This window comes from Dechloromonas hortensis (genome assembly GCF_009469765.1).
Classification (GTDB): domain Bacteria; phylum Pseudomonadota; class Gammaproteobacteria; order Burkholderiales; family Rhodocyclaceae; genus Azonexus; species Azonexus hortensis.
In genome coordinates this window covers 1-20,376 of sequence record NZ_SSSQ01000008.1, presented here as the reverse complement: position 1 = coordinate 20,376, position 20,376 = coordinate 1, and the positions used below count along the sequence as shown (strand labels likewise).

21 protein-coding genes are annotated in these 20,376 nt (G+C 62.3%); 18 read left to right on the top strand and 3 right to left on the bottom strand.

Annotated elements, in window-relative coordinates:
• Nucleotides 1-29: 29 nt before the first annotated feature.
• The 9 genes from msbA (at nucleotide 30) to GH663_RS13310 (ending at nucleotide 10,674) form a co-directional block, all read left to right on the top strand.
• Entirely contained in the window at nucleotides 30-1,787 is a 1,758-nt protein-coding gene (msbA, locus tag GH663_RS13350) for a lipid A export permease/ATP-binding protein MsbA (protein ID WP_153132220.1), read from the top strand.
• Complete coding sequence (locus GH663_RS13345; RefSeq protein WP_153132219.1) at nucleotides 1,787-2,872, top strand: glycosyltransferase family 4 protein; 1,086 nt, start codon at nucleotides 1,787-1,789, stop codon at nucleotides 2,870-2,872. Before msbA ends, GH663_RS13345 begins: the two co-directional genes overlap by 1 nt.
• Nucleotides 2,869-3,699, top strand: a complete 831-nt coding sequence (locus tag GH663_RS13340) for a polysaccharide deacetylase family protein (protein WP_153132218.1) — start codon at nucleotides 2,869-2,871, stop codon at nucleotides 3,697-3,699. The genes GH663_RS13345 and GH663_RS13340 overlap by 4 nt, the downstream gene beginning before the upstream one ends.
• Before the next feature lies 1 nt (nucleotide 3,700).
• Nucleotides 3,701-4,849, top strand: a complete 1,149-nt coding sequence (locus GH663_RS13335) for a glycosyltransferase family 9 protein (protein WP_153132217.1) — start codon at nucleotides 3,701-3,703, stop codon at nucleotides 4,847-4,849.
• Nucleotides 4,846-6,042 (top strand): glycosyltransferase family 4 protein, encoded by a 1,197-nt coding sequence (locus GH663_RS13330; RefSeq protein WP_153132216.1) that lies wholly within the window; start codon nucleotides 4,846-4,848, stop codon nucleotides 6,040-6,042. The genes GH663_RS13335 and GH663_RS13330 overlap by 4 nt, the downstream gene beginning before the upstream one ends.
• A 23-nt stretch (nucleotides 6,043-6,065) precedes the next feature.
• Complete coding sequence (locus GH663_RS13325) at nucleotides 6,066-7,190, top strand: glycosyltransferase family 9 protein (protein WP_153132215.1); 1,125 nt, start codon at nucleotides 6,066-6,068, stop codon at nucleotides 7,188-7,190.
• 108 nt (nucleotides 7,191-7,298) lie between these two features.
• Nucleotides 7,299-8,363: a CgeB family protein gene (locus tag GH663_RS13320; RefSeq protein WP_153132214.1), complete on the top strand. Its 1,065-nt coding sequence runs from the start codon at nucleotides 7,299-7,301 to the stop codon at nucleotides 8,361-8,363.
• Nucleotides 8,360-9,652: an O-antigen ligase family protein gene (locus GH663_RS13315; RefSeq protein WP_153132213.1), complete on the top strand. Its 1,293-nt coding sequence runs from the start codon at nucleotides 8,360-8,362 to the stop codon at nucleotides 9,650-9,652. Before GH663_RS13320 ends, GH663_RS13315 begins: the two co-directional genes overlap by 4 nt.
• Complete coding sequence (locus tag GH663_RS13310; protein ID WP_153132212.1) at nucleotides 9,649-10,674, top strand: glycosyltransferase family 9 protein; 1,026 nt, start codon at nucleotides 9,649-9,651, stop codon at nucleotides 10,672-10,674. Before GH663_RS13315 ends, GH663_RS13310 begins: the two co-directional genes overlap by 4 nt.
• Here the strand turns inward: GH663_RS13310 and polA are convergent.
• Nucleotides 10,671-13,391 (bottom strand): DNA polymerase I, encoded by a 2,721-nt coding sequence (gene polA / locus GH663_RS13305; RefSeq protein WP_153132211.1) that lies wholly within the window; start codon nucleotides 13,389-13,391, stop codon nucleotides 10,671-10,673. The two genes, GH663_RS13310 and polA, sit on opposite strands and share 4 nt — an antisense overlap.
• 3 nt (nucleotides 13,392-13,394) lie before the next feature.
• Here polA and GH663_RS13300 point away from each other — a divergent pair, with 3 nt between their 5' ends.
• From GH663_RS13300 to GH663_RS13260, 9 genes are read left to right on the top strand one after another with little or no spacing between them, the layout of a single operon-like run.
• A complete protein-coding gene (locus GH663_RS13300; protein WP_439329177.1) occupies nucleotides 13,395-14,123 on the top strand; it encodes an LOG family protein in 729 nt (242 codons plus the stop codon).
• Nucleotides 14,124-14,156: 33 nt separating this feature from the next.
• Entirely contained in the window at nucleotides 14,157-14,486 is a 330-nt protein-coding gene (locus GH663_RS13295) for a DUF2782 domain-containing protein (protein ID WP_066882289.1), read from the top strand.
• Nucleotides 14,487-14,489: 3 nt separating this feature from the next.
• Complete coding sequence (locus GH663_RS13290; protein ID WP_153132210.1) at nucleotides 14,490-15,416, top strand: homoserine kinase; 927 nt, start codon at nucleotides 14,490-14,492, stop codon at nucleotides 15,414-15,416.
• A 9-nt stretch (nucleotides 15,417-15,425) separates the two neighbouring features.
• Complete coding sequence (locus GH663_RS13285; protein ID WP_153132209.1) at nucleotides 15,426-16,175, top strand: BPSS1780 family membrane protein; 750 nt, start codon at nucleotides 15,426-15,428, stop codon at nucleotides 16,173-16,175.
• Between the two features lie 2 nt (nucleotides 16,176-16,177).
• Entirely contained in the window at nucleotides 16,178-16,951 is a 774-nt protein-coding gene (locus tag GH663_RS13280) for a BPSS1780 family membrane protein (RefSeq protein WP_153132208.1), read from the top strand.
• Nucleotides 16,944-17,609, top strand: a complete 666-nt coding sequence (gene nadD, locus GH663_RS13275; protein WP_439329176.1) for a nicotinate-nucleotide adenylyltransferase — start codon at nucleotides 16,944-16,946, stop codon at nucleotides 17,607-17,609. The genes GH663_RS13280 and nadD overlap by 8 nt, the downstream gene beginning before the upstream one ends.
• Nucleotides 17,609-17,974: a ribosome silencing factor gene (gene rsfS / locus GH663_RS13270; RefSeq protein WP_066882299.1), complete on the top strand. Its 366-nt coding sequence runs from the start codon at nucleotides 17,609-17,611 to the stop codon at nucleotides 17,972-17,974. Before nadD ends, rsfS begins: the two co-directional genes overlap by 1 nt.
• The gene (gene rlmH, locus GH663_RS13265) at nucleotides 17,971-18,441 is read left to right on the top strand and encodes a 23S rRNA (pseudouridine(1915)-N(3))-methyltransferase RlmH (RefSeq protein ID WP_153132207.1); all 471 of its coding nucleotides are present in this window, start codon (nucleotides 17,971-17,973) and stop codon (nucleotides 18,439-18,441) included. Before rsfS ends, rlmH begins: the two co-directional genes overlap by 4 nt.
• A complete protein-coding gene (locus GH663_RS13260; protein WP_153132206.1) occupies nucleotides 18,441-19,046 on the top strand; it encodes a Maf family protein in 606 nt (201 codons plus the stop codon). Before rlmH ends, GH663_RS13260 begins: the two co-directional genes overlap by 1 nt.
• Here GH663_RS13260 and GH663_RS13255 read toward each other — a convergent pair.
• Both GH663_RS13255 and GH663_RS13250 read right to left on the bottom strand, forming a co-directional pair.
• Nucleotides 19,018-20,076 (bottom strand): hypothetical protein, encoded by a 1,059-nt coding sequence (locus GH663_RS13255; protein ID WP_153132205.1) that lies wholly within the window; start codon nucleotides 20,074-20,076, stop codon nucleotides 19,018-19,020. The genes GH663_RS13260 and GH663_RS13255 overlap by 29 nt on opposite strands.
• 36 nt (nucleotides 20,077-20,112) lie before the next feature.
• The coding region (locus tag GH663_RS13250) for an enoyl-CoA hydratase-related protein (RefSeq protein WP_246181536.1) at nucleotides 20,113-20,376 on the bottom strand (264 nt) is incomplete at its 5' end.

The window sequence follows — 20,376 nt, the reverse complement described above, 5'->3', positions numbered from 1 at the left end:
GGGTTCCACTTTTTGTTTCAAGGATTTGCATGGCCAGTGACATGACCAGCCGTGACCTGTACCTCCGGTTGCTGACCTATGTCCGTCCGTACTGGAAGGTTTTTGCCGCGGCGCTGACCGCGATGGGCCTTTCGGCGCTGGCTGAGCCGGTTTTCCCGGCGATGATGAAAAAGCTGCTCGACGACGGCTTCTCGACCGCGGCCGGGCCGTGGGACTGGCTGCTCTACCCGCTGGCCATCATGGGTATCTTCCTCGCCCGTGCCGTCTTCGGTTTCATCGGCGAATACGCGATGAGCTGGGTCTCGAACAACGTCATCACCGAACTGCGCCAGGCGATGTTCGCCCGCATGGTCCGCCTGCCGACCCGCTACTACAGCGACAACCTGTCCGGTCGCCTGATGTCGCGCATCGCCTACGATGTGACCGGTGTCGCCGGCGCGGCGACCAATGCGCTGACATCGCTGATCAAGGATTCGCTGGCCATCGTCGGCCTGATGGCCTGGCTGCTCTACCTGAACTGGCAACTGACGCTGATCACCTTGTCGGTGGTGCCCTTCATCGCCGTCGTCGTCCGTACCTTCAGCAAGCGCCTGCGTACGGTCGCCAAGGGCCAGCAGGAGTCGATGGGCAAGATCACCCAGGTGCTGCAGGAAACCATCGAAGGCCACAAGGTGGTCAAGATTTTCGGCGGCCAGAGCTACGAGGAAGCGCGCTTCTACAAGTCGGTGCGCGAGCAGCGCCGCTTGGCCATGCGCGCCACCATGGCGACCGCGGCGCAAAGCCCGATCGTCCAGTTCTTCGCCGCTTCCGGCGTCGCCATCATCATGGGCGTCGCCTTGAAGCAGGCGGCCGGCGACCAGACGACGGTGGGTAGTTTCGTTTCCTTCATCACCGCGATGCTGATGATCCTGCCGCCGTTGCGCCGGATTACCGACGTCAATGCGCCGATCCAGCGCGGCCTGGCCGCGGCCGAAAGCGTCTTTTCGCTGATCGACGAAGCAGCCGAGGAAGACAAGGGTCAGGAAGACCTTGGCCGGGCTCGGGGCCTGGTCGAGTTCGACAATGTCAGCTTCACCTATCCCGGTGCCGACCGTCCGGCGCTGGCCGGCGTCTCGTTGACCATCCGCCCCGGCGAATCGGTCGCCCTGGTCGGCCCCTCGGGCAGCGGCAAGACGACGGCGGCCAACCTGCTGCCGCGCTTCTACGCCATTGACGGCGGCGAAATCCGCGTCGACGGTCACGCCCTGCCCAAGATCCGCCTCAACAGCCTGCGCGACAACATCGCGCTGGTCAGCCAGGATGTCGTGCTGTTCAACGACACCATCGGCGCCAACATTGCCTACGGCGGCAAGAGCACGGCGACGGCGGAAGAAATCCGCGCCGCCGCCAAGGCCGCGCATGCGCTGGAGTTCATCGACGCACTGCCGGAAGGCTTCGATACGATGATCGGCGAAAACGGCGTCAAGCTGTCCGGCGGCCAGCGTCAGCGTCTGGCGATTGCTCGCGCCATCCTGAAGGATGCGCCGATCCTGATTCTCGACGAGGCGACCTCGGCTCTCGACACCGAATCCGAACGCCACGTTCAGGCGGCGCTCGACGAACTGATGCGCGGCCGCAGCACGCTGGTCATCGCCCATCGCCTGTCCACCGTCGAACGGGCCGACCGCATCGTCGCGCTGGCCCACGGCCACAAGCAGGAAGAGGGCTCGCACGCCGAACTGCTCGCTCATGACGGCCTCTACGCCCGCCTCTACCGGATGCAGAAGGCCGAAGAGGCGGCAGCCTGATGCGCATCCTGCACACGGAGTCCTCGACGGGCTGGGGCGGCCAGGAAAACCGCACGATGAACGAACTGGTCACCATGCGTGACCGGGGGCATGAACTGGCCGTGCTCAGCCGGCCCGGGGCACGCATTATCGAGCGGGCCAAGGAACTGGGCTTCCCGACCTTTGCGGTCGACATGCGCGGCGCCATCGATTTCCCGAATGTCCTGCGCTTGCGCAGCGCCATCAAGCGTTTTGGCGCCGACATCGTCAATACGCACAGCGGCCGCGACACGCAACTGGCCGGCATGGCGGCGCGTACGCTGTTCAAGCGGCCGCGCATCGTTCGCACTCGCCACCTGGCGCTGCCGATCACCTCGAAATTTACCTACAGCGTGCTGCCGGATCATGTCGTCACCGTCAGCAAGTACGTCGAGAACTATCTGGTCGAGGCCGGTGTGCCGCGCCAGGGCATCACCACCATCCCGACCGGCGTCGATTTTGCCCGCTATGACCGGTCGACCGTCGCCGGCAACCTGCGCGAGGAGTTGGGCCTGGCGGCCGATACGCTGCTCGTCGGCACCGTTGCCATCCTGCGCGCCAAGAAGGGCCATGCCGAGATTCTCGACGCGGCGCCCGAGGTCCTAAAGCGCTTCCCCAAGGCGCATTTCGTCTTTGCCGGCGATGGCCCGCAGACCGCCAATCTGCAGGCGCGCATCGCTGCCGACGGGCTGGCCGGGCGCATTCATCTGCTCGGCCTGCGCCGCGACGTGACCAACGTGCTGGCTTCGCTCGACGTCTTCGTGTTGCCGACGCATCAGGAAGCGCTCGGCACCGCCTTCATCGAAGCGGGGGCGATGGGGCTGCCGGCGGTTGCTTCCAATGTCGATGGCGTGCCGGAAGTCATCATCGACGGCCAGACCGGCCTGCTGGTGCCGGCCCAGGACGGCAAGGCGCTGATCGAACCGATCTGCCGCCTGCTTGGCGACCCGATCTTCCGGCGCAGTATGGGCGCCAACGCCACCGAGTTCGTCCATCGCAAGTTCGCCCGCGAAACGATGGCCGAAGGCATGGAACGCTTGTACGAGCACCTGCTGGAGGCACGATGAGCCTCGGGCAGCCGTTGCCCGTGCTGATGTACCACCACGTCAGCCCGAAGCCCGGGCTGGTCACCTGCTCGCCGGAAAACTTCCGGGCGCAGATGCAATGGCTGGCGAAAAACGGCTGGCGGACACTGTCCACCGCCGGCTTCGCGGAGGCGCTGGCCAGTGGTCGGGTGCCGCAGAAAAGCGTGCTCGTCACCTTCGATGATGGCTATCTCGACAACTGGGTCTATGCCCACCCGGTGCTGCAGGAGTTTGGCCAGCGGGCGACGATTTTCCTGATCACCGGCTGGATCGGCGACGGCACGCCGCGCCCGTATTCGGGTCAGCCCGGCACGCCGGACGTCCCGACCCACAAGCAGGCGATGGCGGCGGCCGCCGACGGCAAGCTCGATGCGGCTTTCCTGCGCTGGTCCGAAGTCGAGGCGATGCGGGCGGCCGGTACCTTCGATTTTCACTCGCACACCCATACTCACACGCGCTGGGATCGCCAAATTGCGGCTCAGGCCGAACGCGATGCGGCGCTGGCCGAAGACTTGGCCGTTTCACGTGAAACGCTGGCCGCCCGGCTGGGCGAAGCCAGTCCGCATCTGTGCTGGCCGCAGGGCTATTTCGACGCCAACTATCAGCGCGTCGCCCGAGCGGCCGGATTTACGCACCTGTACACCACCGAACATGGCGTTGTCCGTGCCGACGTCGACCTGAGCCGCATTCCGCGCCTGGTCGCCAAGGATAAGCCGGCGGCTTGGTTCGGCCGAAGGATGGGCATCTACGGTCGGCCGCTGCTGTCGGCCCTCTACCTCGGCCTGAAGTCGGGCAAGAAGGGGCATTGAGATGCGCCTGCGCCTGAGGGAACCGCTGCTTTACCGTTGGCTGAAAATCAAGCGGGCGCTCGACAAACGCCCGCGTCCGGCTGGTGAACTCGGCAGCCCGGCCATCCGCCGCATTCTCGCCATTTCCTGCACGGCGCTCGGCGACACGCTGCTGTCCACGCCCGGCCTGCGCGCGCTGCGCCAGACTTATCCGCAGGCTCACATCACGCTGCTCGTCCATCCGGCGTTGCAGGCCCTGTTCACCGGGCTGGCCGGGGTCGATGAACTGCTGCCCTACGATGGCAAATGGCGCGGTTTCGCCCGTACGGCGAAGAGCCTGAAGGGCTACGACCTCGCCGCCATCTTCCATGGCAACGAGCCGCAGGCGACGCCGTTGGCCTATCTCTCCGGTGCCCGCTACGTCTTCAAGCTGCCCAACAACAACCGCTGGAATTTCCTGCTCAGCAACCGCGAGCCGGTACTGGGCTGGGACGATCTCGGCCACGGCATCGAGCAGCGCCTGGCGGTGGCCAGGCTGGCCGGCGCGCTCGGCGATTTCTCGCCGCGCATGACGGTGCCGCTGCATGCCGCAGGCGCCGAGGCATTGGACAAGGCGCTGGCCGAACGGGGCTGGCAGCAGGCGAACATCGTCGCCTTCCAGCCCGGCGCCTCGACGATGAGCCGACGCTGGCCGCGTTCGCGCTTCATCGCTGCGGCGGCGCAACTTGCGCAACGCTGGCCGGAGTTGCGCTTCGTGGTCACCGGTTCGCCGGCCGAAGCGGCGCTGTGCCAGGAAGTGGCGGCCGGCATCGAGGCCGCCGCACCGCTCGCCGGCGGTACGCGGGCCTGGGCCTCGGCCGGCCAGTTGCCGCTGGTCGCCTTGCCGGCCTTGCTCAAGCGGGCCAGTTTGCTGGTTACCGGTGACACCGGGCCGATGCATCTGGCGGTTACCGTCGAGACGCCGGTCGTCGCGCTGTTTGCCGTCTCCGACCCGGCCCGCTCCGGCCCCGGCTACGATTTGGAGCAGCATGTCGTGATTCGCAAATGGCGGACCTGCGATCCCTGTTTTTCCAAGAACTGCCCCTACGCCGAGCCGATCTGCATGGACAACATCGCGGTCGACGAGGTGATTGCTGCGGTGGACAGCATTCTGAGCCGAAAAACCGCATGAGCCAGCCAAAACGCATTCTGCTGCTCGATACCGGCAACGAGTGGGGCGGCGGCACCAACAGCATGTTCGAACTGCTCAAGCGCCTCGACCGCCAACGTTTCGCCGTGACCTGCTGTTTCTACAAGGATTACCGCAAGGGTAGGGATGGCCGGCTATTGTCCGAGGAACTGGCCGAGATCGGCATTCCGCTGCGCCTGCTGCCGACGCGTAAGCAGCCGCTGTGGGCAAAGCTGGCCAAGGAACTGGCGCGCGGCATTTTGTCGTGGTCGGCCCGACTCAAGAAGCGGGCTGTGCTGGCCATCGAAATGCAGTGGCGGATCAAGCCGCGCGTCGCCGCGTTGCGCACGCTGCTCGAAGAGGGCGGTTTCGATCTGCTCTACATGAACAACCAGCCATCCTCTAACCTGGAAGGCTATCTGGCCGGCGAGGCGGCCGGCCTGCCGGTCGTTCAGCATTGCCGCATCGAGCCGACGCTGCAACTGGGTGAGGCGGCCATCGTCAATCGCGTCGCGACCCGCATCATCTGCGTGTCGCAAGGCGTCGCCGACGTCCTCGCCGCCCAGCATGTCGCCGAGCACCGGCTGCGTGTCGTGCATAACGCGATCGACTGCCGAGCCGCACTGCCGGCGCCGATCAAGTTGCCGCCGACAACGCAGCGCCTGGTCATCGGTACGGTCGGGCAACTGACCGCGCGCAAGGGTGTCGCCCATCTGCTGCAGGCCCTGGCCAAGCTGAAAGACGAGGGGCTGCCGGTCAGTTGCCTGATCCTCGGCGAAGGGCCGCAGCGCGCCGAACTGGAAGGCCTGAGCCAGCATCTTGGCTTGGGCGAGCTGGTCGGCTTTGTCGGCTTTCAGCCGGTGCCGTTGGCCTGGGTGCAGGCGATGGATGTCTGCGTCCTGTGTTCGAGCAAGGAAGGCCTGCCGCGCGTCGTGCTCGAAGCCATGCTGGCCGGTAAGCCTGTGGTCGGCTCCGATGTCACTGGCACGCGCGAATTGATCGTTAATGAAGAAACCGGTCTGCTCTACGCCTACGCTGACGTGCCGGCACTGACCGCCGCACTGCGCCGCCTGCTCGGCGATCCGCTGTTGCGGCGGGCGATGGGTGAGGCTGGTCGGCGTCGCGTCGAGGCAGGCTTTTCGATCGATGCCTACGTCAATGGCGTGGCACAGGTGCTGGCCGAAGTGTTTGAATGATATTTATAGGTAAGGAGTAGAGATTGCTCTACGTACTTTTAGCACTCTTGGTGTTGCCTTTCGTAAGGCGTCGGGTGGGGGCCGAGATACGGACTATCCTGGTTGTTCAGACAGGAAAAATTGGTGATTTTGTCTGTACTACACCATTGCTTCGTGAACTGAGGAAATCTTTTCCAAAAGCTCATATTGTAGTGGCTCTGCATCCTGTCAATATGGCCTTGGCGGCCCAACTGCCCTTCTTCGACCAGCTATTAGAAATTCCTTCCGGTAGCTTATCTGGTTGGCGGCATAAGTGGTTCCGGATTCGGCAAATTAGGCAACTACGACCGGATGTCGCAATTTGCTGTAGTGGCGGGCTGGCGTGGCCATTTATTTTGGCAATGAGTGGTATTCCGCGGCGTCTCGGGCTAACCCCGAATCTGATGGGGAAAAGTACTCGCTTTGCGCAACGTTTGTGGACCGATAGTGTTCTCCACGATGGCAACCAGCTTATCGGATTAAGTTATGCAAAATTGGTTGCGTTACTTGGTTGTCATTTGGTTGATATGCGCAAGGAGGTGATCGCTTCTCCCGGTGCCGAGCAATCCGTTTCGGAATTCCTGAGCGCCGCCGGCTGTCTGACTAGTATGAGTCTAGGAGGCGTAGCCATTAGTGCTGCAAACAAGTTAAAGGAGCTTGGTTTGCCGTTGCTCGAAGGTGTATGTCGAACGTTGCTGGAAAGAGACCCAACAATATGTATTGTTTTGTTGGGAGGGCTCGGGGATCGCTCCTTGGCCGATGAGCTGATCAAAAAACTGGCTTCACCTCGTGTCATCGACAGTTGCGGCATTTTCTCGCTAGATGCTGTACCCGCATTGCTAGGGCGTTTGGATGTCTTTATTGGGGTTGATTCTGGACTAACTTATATGGCCGATAGCCTTAATATTCCATTGGTTTCCTTGGCTGGTCCTTGCAATATGCGAGAAACTCGGCCGGTCAATAAGCATGCCGTCATCCTTCAGGAAAAACTGCCTTGTGTTCCATGTGCCCATATATTTAAAGCCCCATACTCCTGCCGGATTGGTACTCGCTCCTGCATTGTCAATGTGTCGTCAGATCGGATAGCCGACGCTGCCCTTCGCCTTCTTGCAGAAAAACACATTAATTAAAGGTATGAAGTAGTTGGGAAAAATAAGTCAGTTTTTGCTCATTCGATCTGATGCTTGTCGAGACTTATCCGGCAAAGACCGATTGGTCTATCTGTAAATACTAATTAAATGTATTTGAAAAAAATTCTTATCGTTTATTCAGCTAATCCGCCGATTATCGCTAATCTTGCCGAGGCTTTTGCACGCCACGGTGTTGTCGCCGACTTTTTACTAGCAGATCAAACGCATTGGTTTGATCGCTGGGTTATTCGTAAGATTAATAAGCAGTTCCATAATTTCCGTGTTTTACCAAAGCATAAAACCGTATTTTCAAAGCACCCTTTGGCGCATCAAAATCACCGTAGTAATCGCCTTGCTGCGAAAATCGCTGAGTTATCTCCAGATGCAGTTTTTCTTGTGCGTGGTATTAATTTCAATCATGACGTGTTGGCTAAGGCACCAACCCTGATTGGTTGGTGGGTTGAGCGCGAAGAGCGTGTTGCTGAGGCACTACGTGAGGCCGAGTTTTTCGCTTGGTACTTTTTTATCAGCCGCGCGGCAACCGAAACACTGCTCCAGGCTGGTTTTCCGAATGCCAGTTACCTGAGTCACGTAGTAAATCCAGAGCGATTCTATCGCCTATCTGCAGTCGAAAAAAAATATGATGTCTGTTTTGTCGGCAACTGGTCTCCACATCGCCAGCGCCATCTGGAGGCAATTCTTGAAGTTACTCCTAACGTGGTGATTTACGGCCGGAAATGGCGTCGTAATAATTTGACCAATCGACGTTTGTTAGCGGCTGTAAAGGGGCGCTGGATCGATGGTGAGCCACTCAATATGCTGTATAACCAGTCGCGTGTGGTTTTCAATGTCACCAACTGGGGGGCGGGTGCTGGAAAAGCCCGGAGCGGCATGAACATGCGAATTTTTGAAGTACCGGCCAGCGGGGCGTTTTTATTGACGGACGAATCGCGGGAGATGGATGAGTTCCTGATGCCGGGCGAGCATGTTGGGACTTATGGTGATGTCAGCGACCTGAAAGCTCAGCTACGTCGCTACCTTGCGGCGCCAGCCGAGTTACGGCGTATTGCCGACAATGGTTACCGGCATGTTCGCCAAAACTATACCTATGACGTTGTCGCGCAACGAGTTATCGAGGTCTATCAAGGCCTGAAAGGTGGGAGGGCAAGGTGAACGCTAAGTTTAGCGAACTACACGGATTTCACCAACTGGCATGGCTGGCGTGGGGGCTCGCGCTCTTCTTGCTGCCGTTCAACAAATTTGGTGCTTTGCGCAATGCCGCTTTCGTCGCTTTGCTGGTTGCCCTATTGGCACTTTGGCGGATGGTGCCGTCGGAACGTCGGGTTGGGAACCGGGGTGGCTGGATCCCGGGGGGGCTAATTGTGCTTTGGGCAGTGTTCGTATCGGTGATTGGGCCTTATCCAGCCGATAGTCTGCATGCAATTAGCAGGGATCTGTTCCTCCAGATACTGCTAGTCGCTGGAGCCTGGCGTTTAGTCCGGACAGAGAGTGATGTGCGCTGTTCCCTGCTGATTGCGCTGGCCGGATTCGTTGCCGTCTCGGTGTTATCGGTTGGTGAAATCCTCGATAGCGGTTTTGCGGCACTGTTTTCGGCGAGTATCGAGGAGGCTCCGCGCCGGCATAATGCTTTCTGGGGGGGGTACGCTGCCTCGGCCTCGGTCTATCTGCCCTTGTTGATCGGGATTGCCGTGCTGCTGCCGATGCGTATCGTTTTGCGGGCCGGGACGATTATCCTGATTCTGTTTGTTTTGCTACTGACGGCACTTTATGGTTCGCGCAGTTCCATCCTGATCGTTACCTTAACCGTGGCCATTGGGTTTCTTCTGGCGCGGCGGTACCGCATGCTATTGGCCTTGGCAGCTCTGTTGGGGACGCTATTGATTGGCCTCTACAGTCAGGCTGATCTAGGTTATCTGAATAAGTATAAGTCGCTGGCCAACCCAGAAACCTATGTTACCAACCAGGGTTTGGGTTTGCGCTTGGCGGTTTGGCAAGGGGTCGTGGAAGTGATTCGGGAACGGCCGTGGCTGGGTTTTGGCTATGGATGGAAAAAGCTGGCTTGGGCCATTAATGACGGAGGATTTGCCAGCCGCTGGCATGCCGAGGATCCTGATCTGGCTCAGTATTATCTGGGTGATGCGGATACTGCGTCCTATGGTCGAGTGAACCCGCATAATTATCCTTTGCAGGTGGTTTTTGAGATTGGTGTGATTGGCCTGATCTTAGTACTCGCTTTCTGGGGTCTGGTTGTCGGTGCCTGTGCCCACCTTGTCCGCAAGCAGGATGCGATTGGTCGTTGGGGAGGCGTCCTTTTGCTGACCTTGGTTGGTTATTTTTTGAGCAATATAAATAATGGGTACTGGGTTGGTGGGGTGGCCAACTTGGCTGTGGCGATTGCCGGAATGGCATTAGCGTTGCGCGATGAAAGTGCCAAGGCGTGAAAATCCTCATCATCCGCCGCGACAATATTGGTGACCTGATCTGTACGACGCCCTTGTTCGAAGCGATCCGCCGGCAGTATCCGCAGGCCTATATCGCGGCGCTGGTGAATAGCTACAACGAGCCGGCGATTCACGGCAATCCACATCTCGACGCCATCTTTGCCTACACCAAGGGCAAGCATGCGGCGGGCGAGTCGGTCTGGCAGGCCTATTGGCGGCGGGCGAAGCTCCTTTGGCAATTGCGCCAGATGAAGTTCGACTACGCCATTCTGGCGACCAGCGGTTTTGCCGGCCGTTCGCTGAAACTGGCCAGGATGCTGGCGCCCGAGCATATTGTCGGCTTCGTCACTGAACAGGCGACTTCGGCCCGCATCGATCTGGCCATTGAGCACGCCGATGGCGGCGTGCTGCATGAAACCGAAGACATGTTCCGGCTGCTGGCGCCGCTCGGCATTTCCGGCCCGATTCCGGCGTTGACCGTCGCTGCCGATACGGCGCAGGCCGCCGCCTTGCGCCAGCAACTGCCGACAGCGGTCGCCCAGGGAAATGGCCCCCTGGTCGCCCTGCACATTAGCGCCCGCAAGGAAAAACAGCGCTGGCCGGTGGAGCGTTTCAGCGAATTGGCACACCGCCTGCACGCCCAGCATGGGGCGCGTTTCCTGGTCTTCTGGTCGCCGGGCGACGAGAACAATCCCTTCCATCCCGGTGACGACGGCAAGGCGGCACGCCTGCTGGCGGCGCTGGCCGATCTCCCGGCGGCGCCACTGCGTACCGAGCATCTGTCGGAACTGATCGCTGGCCTGTCGCTGTGCGATGCGGCGGTGCTCTCCGACGGCGGTGCGATGCACGTCGCGGCCGGCCTCGGCAAGCCGCTGGTCTGCTTCTTCGGCAATTCGTCGGCGGCACGCTGGCACCCCTGGGGCGTGCCCTACGAGTTGTTGCAAAAGCCGTCACACGATGTTTCGGAAATCAGCGTCGACGAGACCGTCGACGCCTTCGGCCGGCTGCTCGCCCGGCGCTAGTGCGCCGCTTCCCAGTTCGCTCCGACGCCGACCTCGACGACCAGCGGCACCTTCAACTCGGCGACCTGGCCCATCAGGCGCGGCAAGTGCAGGCGGACCTCGTTCAGTTCGCCATCCGGCACTTCGAGCACCAGTTCGTCATGCACCTGCAGCACGAGGCGGGATTGCAGGGCTGATTTTTCCAGCCAGTTCTGGACGGCGATCATCGACATCTTGATCAGGTCGGCCGCCGTGCCCTGCATCGGTGCATTGATTGCGGCCCGCTCGGCGCCCTGGCGGCGATTTCCGTTGCTCGAACGGATATCCGGGAACCACAGCCGGCGGCCGAAGGCGGTTTCGACGTAGCCGGTCTGGCGGGCGGCTTCGCGAGCTTCTTCCATGTAGCGGGCAACGCCCGGGTAACGGTTGAAATAGCGTTCGATGTAGGTCTGCGCCGCGCTGCGTTCCAGGCCGAGCTGGCGGGCCAGGCCGAAGGCGCTCATGCCGTAGATCAGGCCGAAATTGATGCTCTTGGCGACGCGGCGCTGGTCGGGGCCGACTTCGAGCGGCGTGACGCCGAAAATTTCGCCAGCGGTGGCGCGGTGCACGTCCTCACCTTGGGCAAAAGCCTCGAGCAGGCGCTCGTCACCCGAGAGATGCGCCATGATGCGCAGTTCGATCTGCGAATAGTCGGCCGAGACGATGCTGCTGCCTGCCGGGGCGATGAAGGCGGTGCGGATTTTCCGGCCTTCCTCGCTGCGCACCGGGATGTTCTGCAGGTTGGGGTCGCTTGAGGCGAGGCGCCCGGTAACGACTGCCGCCTGCGAGAAGTGAGTATGCACTCGCCCGGTCTGTTGATTGACCATGCGCGGCAGTTTGTCGGTGTAGGTGCCCTTGAGCTTGGACAGGCTGCGGTGTTCAAGCAGCAGCTTGGGCAGCGGGTAGTCGAGGGCCAGTTCGGTCAGCACTTCCTCATCGGTTGACGGGCCACCGGACGGGGTTTTCTTCTTGACCGGCAGGCCCTGCTTTTCGAACAGGATCTCGGCCAGCTGCTTTGGCGAAGCGAGGTTGAACGGCTGCCCGGCCAGCTCGTAGGCCTGGGCTTCGAGCGCCATGATCTTCTGGCCCATTTCATGGCTTTGCCGTGAAAGCACGCTGCTGTCTATCAGGATGCCGTTGCGTTCGATCTGCCAGATCACCTGGCGGGCCGGCATTTCGAGCTCGTGGTAAATGTAGGAGAGGCCTTGTTCGCCGGCAAACTGCGGGTGTAGCGCCTGATGGACGCGCAGCGTGACGTCGGCGTCCTCGGCGGCGTAGGTGGCGGCCCGTTCGAGATCGACCTGGTCGAAGCCGATCTGCTTGGCGCCCTTGCCACAGAGGTCTTCATAGGCGATGGTTTCCAGCCCGAGGTGGCGGCTGCACAATTGGCCGAGGTCGTGGCCCTTGTCGGACTCAAGGACGTAACTCTGCAGCATGGTGTCGTGGGCGATGCCGGCCAGCACGATGTCGTGGTTGGCGAAGACATGTTGGTCGTACTTGGCGTTCTGCAGCACTTTCCGGCGGTCGACCGCCTCCAGCCAAGGTTTTAGCCGGGCAAGCACGGCCTCGCGCGGCAACTGGTCGGCGACACCGGGCGCGGTGTGGGCGAGCGGGATGTAGCAGGCTTCGCCGACCTTGACCGACAGCGAGATGCCGACGATGCGGGCGGCGAAGGAATCGAGGCTGGTCGTTTCGGTATCGAGCGCGGTCAGTTCGGCACTTTCGATCTTGTTCAGCCAGATTTCGAATTGCGGCCAGGTCAGCACCGTTTCATAGCTGACCGCGATGGCGCCGGCCGGCGCTGTCGGTGTGGCGGCCAAACCTTCCCTGGGCGGCACGGCGGCAGCCGCTTCAGGGCCATCGATCTCGGCCAGCCAGGAGCGGAACTGGTAGCGGGTATAGAGTTCGCGCAGGGTGTCGGTGTCGCGTGCGGTCGTGACCAGGCTAGTCGGTGCCGGCAGGTTCGACAGGTCGCAGGCGACGGTGACCAGTTTCCGTCCGAGCGGCAGGAAGCCGAGGTGGTCGCGCAGGTTCTGGCCGACGACGCCACCGATCTGGTCGGCATGGGCGACGATTTCGTCGAGCGACCCGTACTGGTTGAGCCATTTCAGTGCGGTTTTCGGGCCGCATTTGGCGACGCCGGGCACGCCGTCCACGGTATCGCCGACCAGGGCCAGGTAATCGACGATCTTGCCCGGCGGCACGCCGAATTTGGCTTCGACGCCGGCTTCGTCGAGCAGTTCGTTGCTCATTGTGTTGTACCAGCGGACCAGCGGATTGACCAGTTGGGTCAGGTCCTTGTCGCCGGTGGAAATCAGCGTTTCGATGCCGTCGACCGCAGCCTTGGTGGCCAGCGTGCCGATCACGTCGTCGGCCTCGACGCCGTCGACCATCAGCAGCGGCCAGCCGGCGGCCTGGATGGCGGCGTGCAGCGGTTCGATCTGGCTGACCATCTCGGGCGGCATCGGCGGCCGGTGGGCCTTGTATTCCGGATACCAGTCGTCGCGGAAGGTCTTGCCCTTGGCGTCGAAGACGACGGCCTTGTAGTCTGCCTTGTAGTCGCTTTCCAGCCGGCGTAGCATGTTCAAAACGCCGTAGATGGCGCCCGTCGGCTCGCCGGCCTTGTTGCGCAGGTCGGGCAGGGCGTGGAAAGCGCGATAGAGATAGGACGAACCGTCCACCAACAATAAGAGAGGCATAACGTGACTGAGAGCGATAAGCTGGTGATGGGTGTCGAGACCGAGGCCATGCTGAAAAGCACGACGGCCCGCGAGTCGTGGCGGATTTTCGGCATTATGTCAGAGTTCGTCGAGGCGACTGAGCGTCTGGCGGCGATCAAGCCGGCCGTGACTTTGTTTGGTAGCGCCCGCGTCCGTCCGGACTCGCCGTATTACATGCTGACCGAGCAGACGGCGCGCCTGCTCTCCGATTCCGGTTTTTCGGTGATCTCCGGCGGTGGCCCGGGCATCATGGAAGCAGCCAACAAGGGCGCATTCTTCGGCAAGTCGCCGTCGGTCGGCCTCAATATCCAGTTGCCGCACGAACAGGCCAACAATCCCTATCAGGACATCTCGCAGACCTTCCGCCACTTCTTCGCCCGCAAGTACATGTTCGTCCGCTTTGCCAGCGCCTATGTCGTGATGCCGGGCGGCTTCGGTACGCTCGACGAACTGATGGAAGCGCTGACGCTGATCCAGACCGGCAAGGCGCGCAAGATTCCGCTGATCCTTGTCTGTTCGGAGTTCTGGCAGGGCATGATCGACTGGTTCAAGGACCGGCTGATCGCCGAAGGCATGGTCGATCCGGAAGACATCAACCTGATCCAGGTCATCGACGAACCGGAGAAAGTGGTCGAGGCCATTTTCAAGCATTACGAGGCTCGTCCCTTCGGTCCGCTGCCGAACGAGCACGAGATGATGCTCAACCTGTAATAAAATCGGGTCTGAACCAACAAGGAATTTTTCATGCGCCGTCTTCTTCCCATCCTGCTTCTTGCGTCGCTGCCTGCCTGGGCGCAAAACGGCGATCTTCAGCCGTTGCCGGCCGTGCCGCCGCCGCCACCCGGCATGGAAGCCTTCGATGCAGCGCTCGAGCCGCAGGTGACCATCGTCAAGGCCGAGAAGGAAACCCGCGAGGAATACCGGATCCGCGGCAAGCTGTACATGGTCAAGGTAACGCCCAGCGTCGGGCCATCCTATTACCTCGTCGACCGCCAGGGCGATGGCCACTTCATCGAAGCTGATATTGCCCAGCCGCCGATCAAGCCGCCGATGTGGATCATCCACAGCTGGTAAGCCTTGTCCGTCTATACCACCGTCGGGCACGCTGAACTTGCGGCCTGGCTCCAGCCGCTCGGGCTGGGCGAGTTGATCGGCCATGCCGGCATTGCCGCCGGCATGCAGAACTCCAACTATTTCGTGACGACTACGCGTGGCCGCTACGTGCTGACCCTGTTCGAACGCATGGCACCGCAGGCGCTGGAGTTCTACCTGGCGCTGATGAGCCATCTGGCCGGGCATGGCATTCCTTGTCCGCAGCCGCTGGCCGACGCCGAAGGCCGGCGCTGGCGGCCACTGGCCGGCAAGCCGGCGGCGCTGCTCAGTTGTCTGCCCGGTGCCGGCGAAGAAACGCCGACCGTGGATCACTGTCGAATCGTTGGCGAAACCCTGGCCCGCCTGCATCTGGCTGGTGCCGACCTGGCCAACCCGCTGCCCAATCCCTGCGGCGCGGCCTGGCGGCAAAGCGTCGGCGCCGCCTTGCTGCCCGTGCTGGCGCCGGCTGAAGGCGAATTGCTGGCCGACGAACTGGCTTTCCAGGCGGCGCAGGATTATTCCTCGTTGCCGCGCGGCGTCATCCATGCCGACCTCTTTCGCGACAACGTCTTGTGGGATGCCGACGGTCGACTGTCCGGCGTACTCGATTTCTATTTCGCCGGAGAAGACGCCTTGCTCTTCGATCTGGCTGTCGTTGCCAATGACTGGTGTGTCGATGACTGCGCGCTGAGCGGACTGCTTGCCGGCTACACCGCCCACCGTCCGGTGATGCCGGCCGAGATGGCCGCCTGGCCGGCAATGCGGCGGGCGGCGGCGCTGCGTTTCTGGCTGCTGCGCCTGGAGGCGCGGGCGCAGCCGCGCGGTGGCGAAGTGGTGACGATCAAGGATCCCGAGCATTTTCGCCACATGCTCGAGCGTTTTCGTCTTGCCCCCGAAGCCTGGCCCCGTTAGCATCCGCGAATGAACGAAACTCCCGTATTTCCATTGGCACCGACGCCTTTCAAGGGCGAAAGCCGCGAAGTCGATGCTGGCGCCTGTTTTGACTGGCTGCGCCAGGGCTGGGCCATGTTCCTGGCCAATCCCGGGGTCTGGATCGGTTGCTCGGTTTTGCTGCTGATCATCCTGATGGCGATCTCGATCGTTCCCTTTTTCGGCCAGGTCGCGGCCCACCTGCTGGTGCCGCTGTTCGGGGCCGGCATGGTCCAGGTTTGCCGCCACCTGTCGGAGGATGACAAGACAGCAGAAATTTCCGACCTGTTCGCCGGTTTTCGCCATAACGCGGGCCAACTGATCATGGTCGGCGTTTTCTTCGCGGCCGGCGTCTTCGGCCTCGCCTTCATCGCCTTCCTGCTGATCAGCGGTGGCGTGCTCGGCGGTGTCGTTACCGGCCGGGTCGGCGGCGTCGGCATCGCCTTCGGCGGTATCATGCTGGCCGGCCTCTTGGTCATGGTGCTGTCGGTGCCGGTCATCATGGCGACCTGGTTCGCGCCGGCCCTGGTTTTCTTCCACGACATGCAGCCGGCCGCTGCGATGCGGGCCAGCTTCGATGCCGGAGCCAAGAACTGGCTGGCGATGGTCATCTTCGGCGTCTTCCTGGTCGTTGCCCTGTTCTTCGCCATGCTGCCGCTCGGTCTCGGCCTGCTGCTGTTGCTGCCGGTCTTTTCCGGCGCGGTCTACGCGTCGTACCGCGACATTTTCGTGGGCGTTTGAGCGTGCGCGCCCAGACTCTTCCCGCGGCGGCCGGCTGGCGCTGGATCATTGCCGGCTTCGCGATCTTCCGGCGCAATCCGCCGGTGCTGTCGATGCTGGTCGTCACCTACTGGTTTACGGTGATCTTTCTCAATGTCCTGCCGCTGGTCGGGGCGCTCGCCGCCTCGCTGGTCGTCCCCGGCCTCTCGGTTGGCCTGATGCAGGCGGCGCGCAATCTGGAGCGCGGTGTGCCGGTCGGCCTGCCGACGCTGTTCGGCGGCCTGAAGGAAAACACCCGGACGCTGCTCGGCCTCGGGGCGCTCTACCTGTGCTGCACGCTGGGCATTCTCGGTGTGTCCACGCTGGTCGATGGCGGCGACATGTTGCGCTACATGCTGGCCAACAGCCGGGCCGAGCGCGCCGCCGTCGAAGATGCCGATTTCACGCTGCCCAGCCTGGTCGTCATGCTGTTGCTGGTGCCGGTGATGATGGCCTACTGGTTCGCGCCGGTGCTGGCCGCCTGGCATCGCCTGCCGATCACCAAGTCGCTGTTCTTCAGTTTCGTCGCCTGCTGGATGAACTGGCGCCCCTTCCTGGCCTATAGCGCTGCCCTGCTGATCGTAGCCGGCCTGATTCCCGGTGTCCTGCTCGGCTTGCTGTTGCTGCTCTTCCCGGAGGGGCAAAGTTTCATCACCGGCATCGTGGCGGTACCGATGGTGCTGATCATTGCGCCGGCCGTTTTTGCCAGCTTCTACGCCAGCTATCGCGACATCTTCGGTATTTCCGAAATTGTCTGACGGCTTGCCTGCGCCGCTCGGCTTGTTCGGCGGCACGTTCGATCCGGTGCACTTCGGCCATCTGCGCCTGGCCGAGGAGTCGATCGGCCATCTCGGGCTCGGTGGCGTGCGCTGGATTCCGGCCGGCCAGCCGCCGCATCGCGGTGCGCCGCAAGTGACGGCAGATCAGCGACTGGAGATGGTCCGGCGGTCGACGGCTGGAAATGAACGTTTTTCAGTCGATGCCAGCGAAGTCGAAGCAGCGGCTCCCAGCTATACCGTGCATACGCTGGAACGTTTGCGCCGCGAACTGGGGCCGACCCAGTCGCTGGTTTTGCTGGTCGGGGCCGATGCCTTTGCCGGTTTGGCGAGCTGGCATCGCTGGGCCGACATTTTTTCGCTGGCCCACGTCGCGGTCTCGCACCGGCCAGGCTTTCCGGTCGAAACCGGCAGTTTGCCGCCGGAACTGGCCAGCCAGTTCAACGCCCGTCGGCTGAGCGATGCCGGCAGCCTGAAAGACGCACCGGCTGGCGGTATCGTCACTTTTGCGATGACCCAGCTCGCCATTTCGGCGACCCAGATCCGGAAACTGCTCGCCAACGGCCTTTCCGCGCGCTATTTGCTGCCGGATAGCGTTCTCGACTATATTCAGACACATTCCCTTTACAGAAATAGCTAATGGACATACGTAAGCTGCAAAAAATCGTCGTTTCCGCCCTCGAAGACATCAAGGGCAAGGATATCGAAGTCATCAACACCACCAAGCTGACCTCGATGTTCGATCGTCTGGTCATCGCCACTGGCGACTCCAATCGTCAGGTCAAGGCACTCGCCCAGAACGTCCAGGACAAGGTGCGCGAAGCCGGCGGCGAAGTACTGTCGACGGAAGGTGAGGACGGCGGCGAATGGGTGCTGGTCGATCTGGGCGACATTGTCGTGCACGTCATGCAACCGACCGTGCGCCAGTACTACAACCTTGAAGAGCTCTGGCAGGCGACGCCGGCCCAGCGCCGCAAGGCGGTGGAGCAGGCCGCTTCGGAATGAAGCTGAGCGTACTCGCCGTCGGCCATCGTCAGCCCGACTGGGTGAGCGAAGGCTGCGCCGAGTACCTCAAGCGCATGCCGCGCGAACTGCCGGCCAGCGTTACCGAGATCAAGCCGGAACCGCGCGGTTCGAAAACCCGCGAGCAACTGCTGGCGGCCGAGAAAAGTCGCATTCGCGATGCCCTGGCGGCGGGCAGCCGGCTCGTCGTCCTTGACGAAAAGGGCGACGACCTGACCACGCTGAAGCTGGCCAAACGCCTCGAAGTCTGGATGCAGGACGGCCGCGACGTGGCCCTGCTGATCGGCGGTGCCGATGGTCTGGACGAAGAGTTCAAGCTGCTGGCCGACGACAAGCTGCGCCTGTCCAGCCTGACCCTGCCGCATGGCATGGCCCGCCTGCTGCTGTGCGAACAGCTGTACCGGGCAGTCAGCGTGCTGAAAAACCATCCATATCACCGGGAGGGCTGATGCGCCTCTATCTAGCCTCGCGTAGCCCACGCCGTCGTGAACTGCTCAATCAGATCGGCATTGCCTTCGATACGATCGTCTTTCGCGGTGGTTCGCGGGCCGATTCAGAAACCGACGAGACCCCGCACGCCGGTGAAGACCCGCTCGTCTATGTCGAGCGGGTCGCCCGGGCCAAGGCCGAGCATGGCCTGAAGATCGTCCAGGAACGCAAGTTGCCATTGCGGCCGGTGTTGTCGGCCGACACGACGCTCGAATTCGAGGGCGAAATCATCGGCAAGCCGCTCGATCAGGCCGACGCCGCAGCCATCCTGCGCCGTCTGTCCGGACAGACGCATCGCGTGCTGACCGGGGTCGCAGTCAATCACCTTGGCCATACCGAATACCTGCTGTCCACCAGCGAGGTCCGTTTCCGCCAGATCGACGACGAGGAAATCCGGCACTACGTACTGAGCGGCGAACCGATGGACAAGGCAGGTGCTTATGGCATTCAGGGCCGGGCCGGGTTGTTCGTCGAACATCTGGCCGGCAGCTACAGCGGCGTCATGGGCCTGCCGGTCTGCGAAACCGGCGAATTGCTCAAACGGCTGGGCTTCCGGCCGCTCTAAGCAGGGCGGCCGCTTCGTGCGCGCCAGCCGCCTCCGGGCGGGGGGGCGCCGGCTGGCGCCAGAGGCTGGCCAGCGTTGCGCCGAATCCGCCGGTCAACAAGGCCTCGGCGGCAACTTCCCGGCACTGCCCGTGCCGCGCCAGCCATTCGATCAGGCAATCCTGTTCCGGCCAGTCTGCCCGACGCTGATAGAGCACCGGCGTGCCGTTGCAGGCGGCTTCGGTGAAGGTGCCGTAGCCGGGCTTGGTAATGATGGCGTCCACCGAGCATAGCAGGTCGGTGAAACTGAGGCCAAAGGATTCATAGGCCAGGGCATCCCGGTGGCTGCATTGCCAGTCGGCGGCGACCAGCCAGCGAATGCCGGGCAGGCGTGGCCAATCTTCGACCGGTAGCCGATGGCTGATGCCGCCGAGGGCGACCAGCACCGCCTTGTCGCCGTTCAGGCCAAGATCGCGGACCCGGCCGAGGGCGGCGATCGGGCCAACATTATGGCAATTGCCGAGTTCGGACATCGGCATGCCCGGGGTGACGCGCAGGAAGCTGCTCGCCGAGCGGTAGGCGGCCAGCATTTCGGCATGGATGGCCGGCGCCCAGCTTTCGTGCCCGAAAAAATGCCGGAAGAGGTCGGCCCAGTTCAGCGAGCAGAGGCTGACGGCGGGAATGCCGGCAAGGCTGGCGGCGGCAAGCGGCAGATAGCTGACGTTGGTGAGCACGAGGTCGGGCTGCAATCGGCGCAGGAAACTCGCCTCCCGCGCCACCCGCCCGGCCCAGTCGGCATGTGCCTGACGGTAGGCCGCGGCGCTGGCCGGCCGATCGATATGGATGGCGTCGCGCATCACGTAGCCGAAATCGCTGCTGCCATGGATCAGTTCGTACGGAACATGGATACGCTGGCGCAATTTGGCGGCCGGCAAGCCGCTTCTGACGGTCAACCGCAAATTCGGGGCAATTTCCGCCAGCGCATTGAGGACCGGGGCGGTAATCGCCAAATGGCCGAAGCCGTGGCTCGAAATATCGACGAACAGGTGCATGGGGCGCCCCGCGCCAAGCAGCGCGGGGGAGGGTGCTCAGCGGTTCTTGAAGCTCGGCTTGCGCTTCTCGGCGAAGGCGGCCATGCCTTCCTTCTGGTCTTCCAGCGCGAAGGCGGCATGGAAAACGCGGCGCTCGAAGAGCAGGCCTTCGTTGAGCGACGACTCGAAGGCGCGATTGACCGATTCCTTGATCATCATCACCACCGGCAGCGAGTAGCCGGCGATGGTCTGCGCCGCTTTCAGGGTTTCCTCGAGCAGTTGCTCAGCCGGAATGACCCGGGCAACCAGGCCGGACTTTTC

Excerpts from the sequence above, each read along its gene's own strand:
- GH663_RS13255 (WP_153132205.1), bottom strand. The coding sequence starts at position 20,076 with ATGCACCTGTTCGTCGATATTTCGAGCCACGGCTTCGGCCATTTGGCG.
- GH663_RS13320 (WP_153132214.1), top strand. The coding sequence starts at position 7,299 with ATGTATTTGAAAAAAATTCTTATCGTTTATTCAGCTAATCCGCCGATT.
- rlmH (WP_153132207.1), top strand. The coding sequence starts at position 17,971 with ATGAAGCTGAGCGTACTCGCCGTCGGCCATCGTCAGCCCGACTGGGTG.
- GH663_RS13285 (WP_153132209.1), top strand. The coding sequence starts at position 15,426 with ATGAACGAAACTCCCGTATTTCCATTGGCACCGACGCCTTTCAAGGGC.
- GH663_RS13260 (WP_153132206.1), top strand. The coding sequence starts at position 18,441 with ATGCGCCTCTATCTAGCCTCGCGTAGCCCACGCCGTCGTGAACTGCTC.
- GH663_RS13330 (WP_153132216.1), top strand. The coding sequence starts at position 4,846 with ATGAGCCAGCCAAAACGCATTCTGCTGCTCGATACCGGCAACGAGTGG.
- GH663_RS13335 (WP_153132217.1), top strand. The coding sequence starts at position 3,701 with ATGCGCCTGCGCCTGAGGGAACCGCTGCTTTACCGTTGGCTGAAAATC.
- GH663_RS13345 (WP_153132219.1), top strand. The coding sequence starts at position 1,787 with ATGCGCATCCTGCACACGGAGTCCTCGACGGGCTGGGGCGGCCAGGAA.
- GH663_RS13340 (WP_153132218.1), top strand. The coding sequence starts at position 2,869 with ATGAGCCTCGGGCAGCCGTTGCCCGTGCTGATGTACCACCACGTCAGC.
- msbA (WP_153132220.1), top strand. The coding sequence starts at position 30 with ATGGCCAGTGACATGACCAGCCGTGACCTGTACCTCCGGTTGCTGACC.
- polA (WP_153132211.1), bottom strand. The coding sequence starts at position 13,391 with ATGCCTCTCTTATTGTTGGTGGACGGTTCGTCCTATCTCTATCGCGCT.
- GH663_RS13295 (WP_066882289.1), top strand. The coding sequence starts at position 14,157 with ATGCGCCGTCTTCTTCCCATCCTGCTTCTTGCGTCGCTGCCTGCCTGG.
- rsfS (WP_066882299.1), top strand. The coding sequence starts at position 17,609 with ATGGACATACGTAAGCTGCAAAAAATCGTCGTTTCCGCCCTCGAAGAC.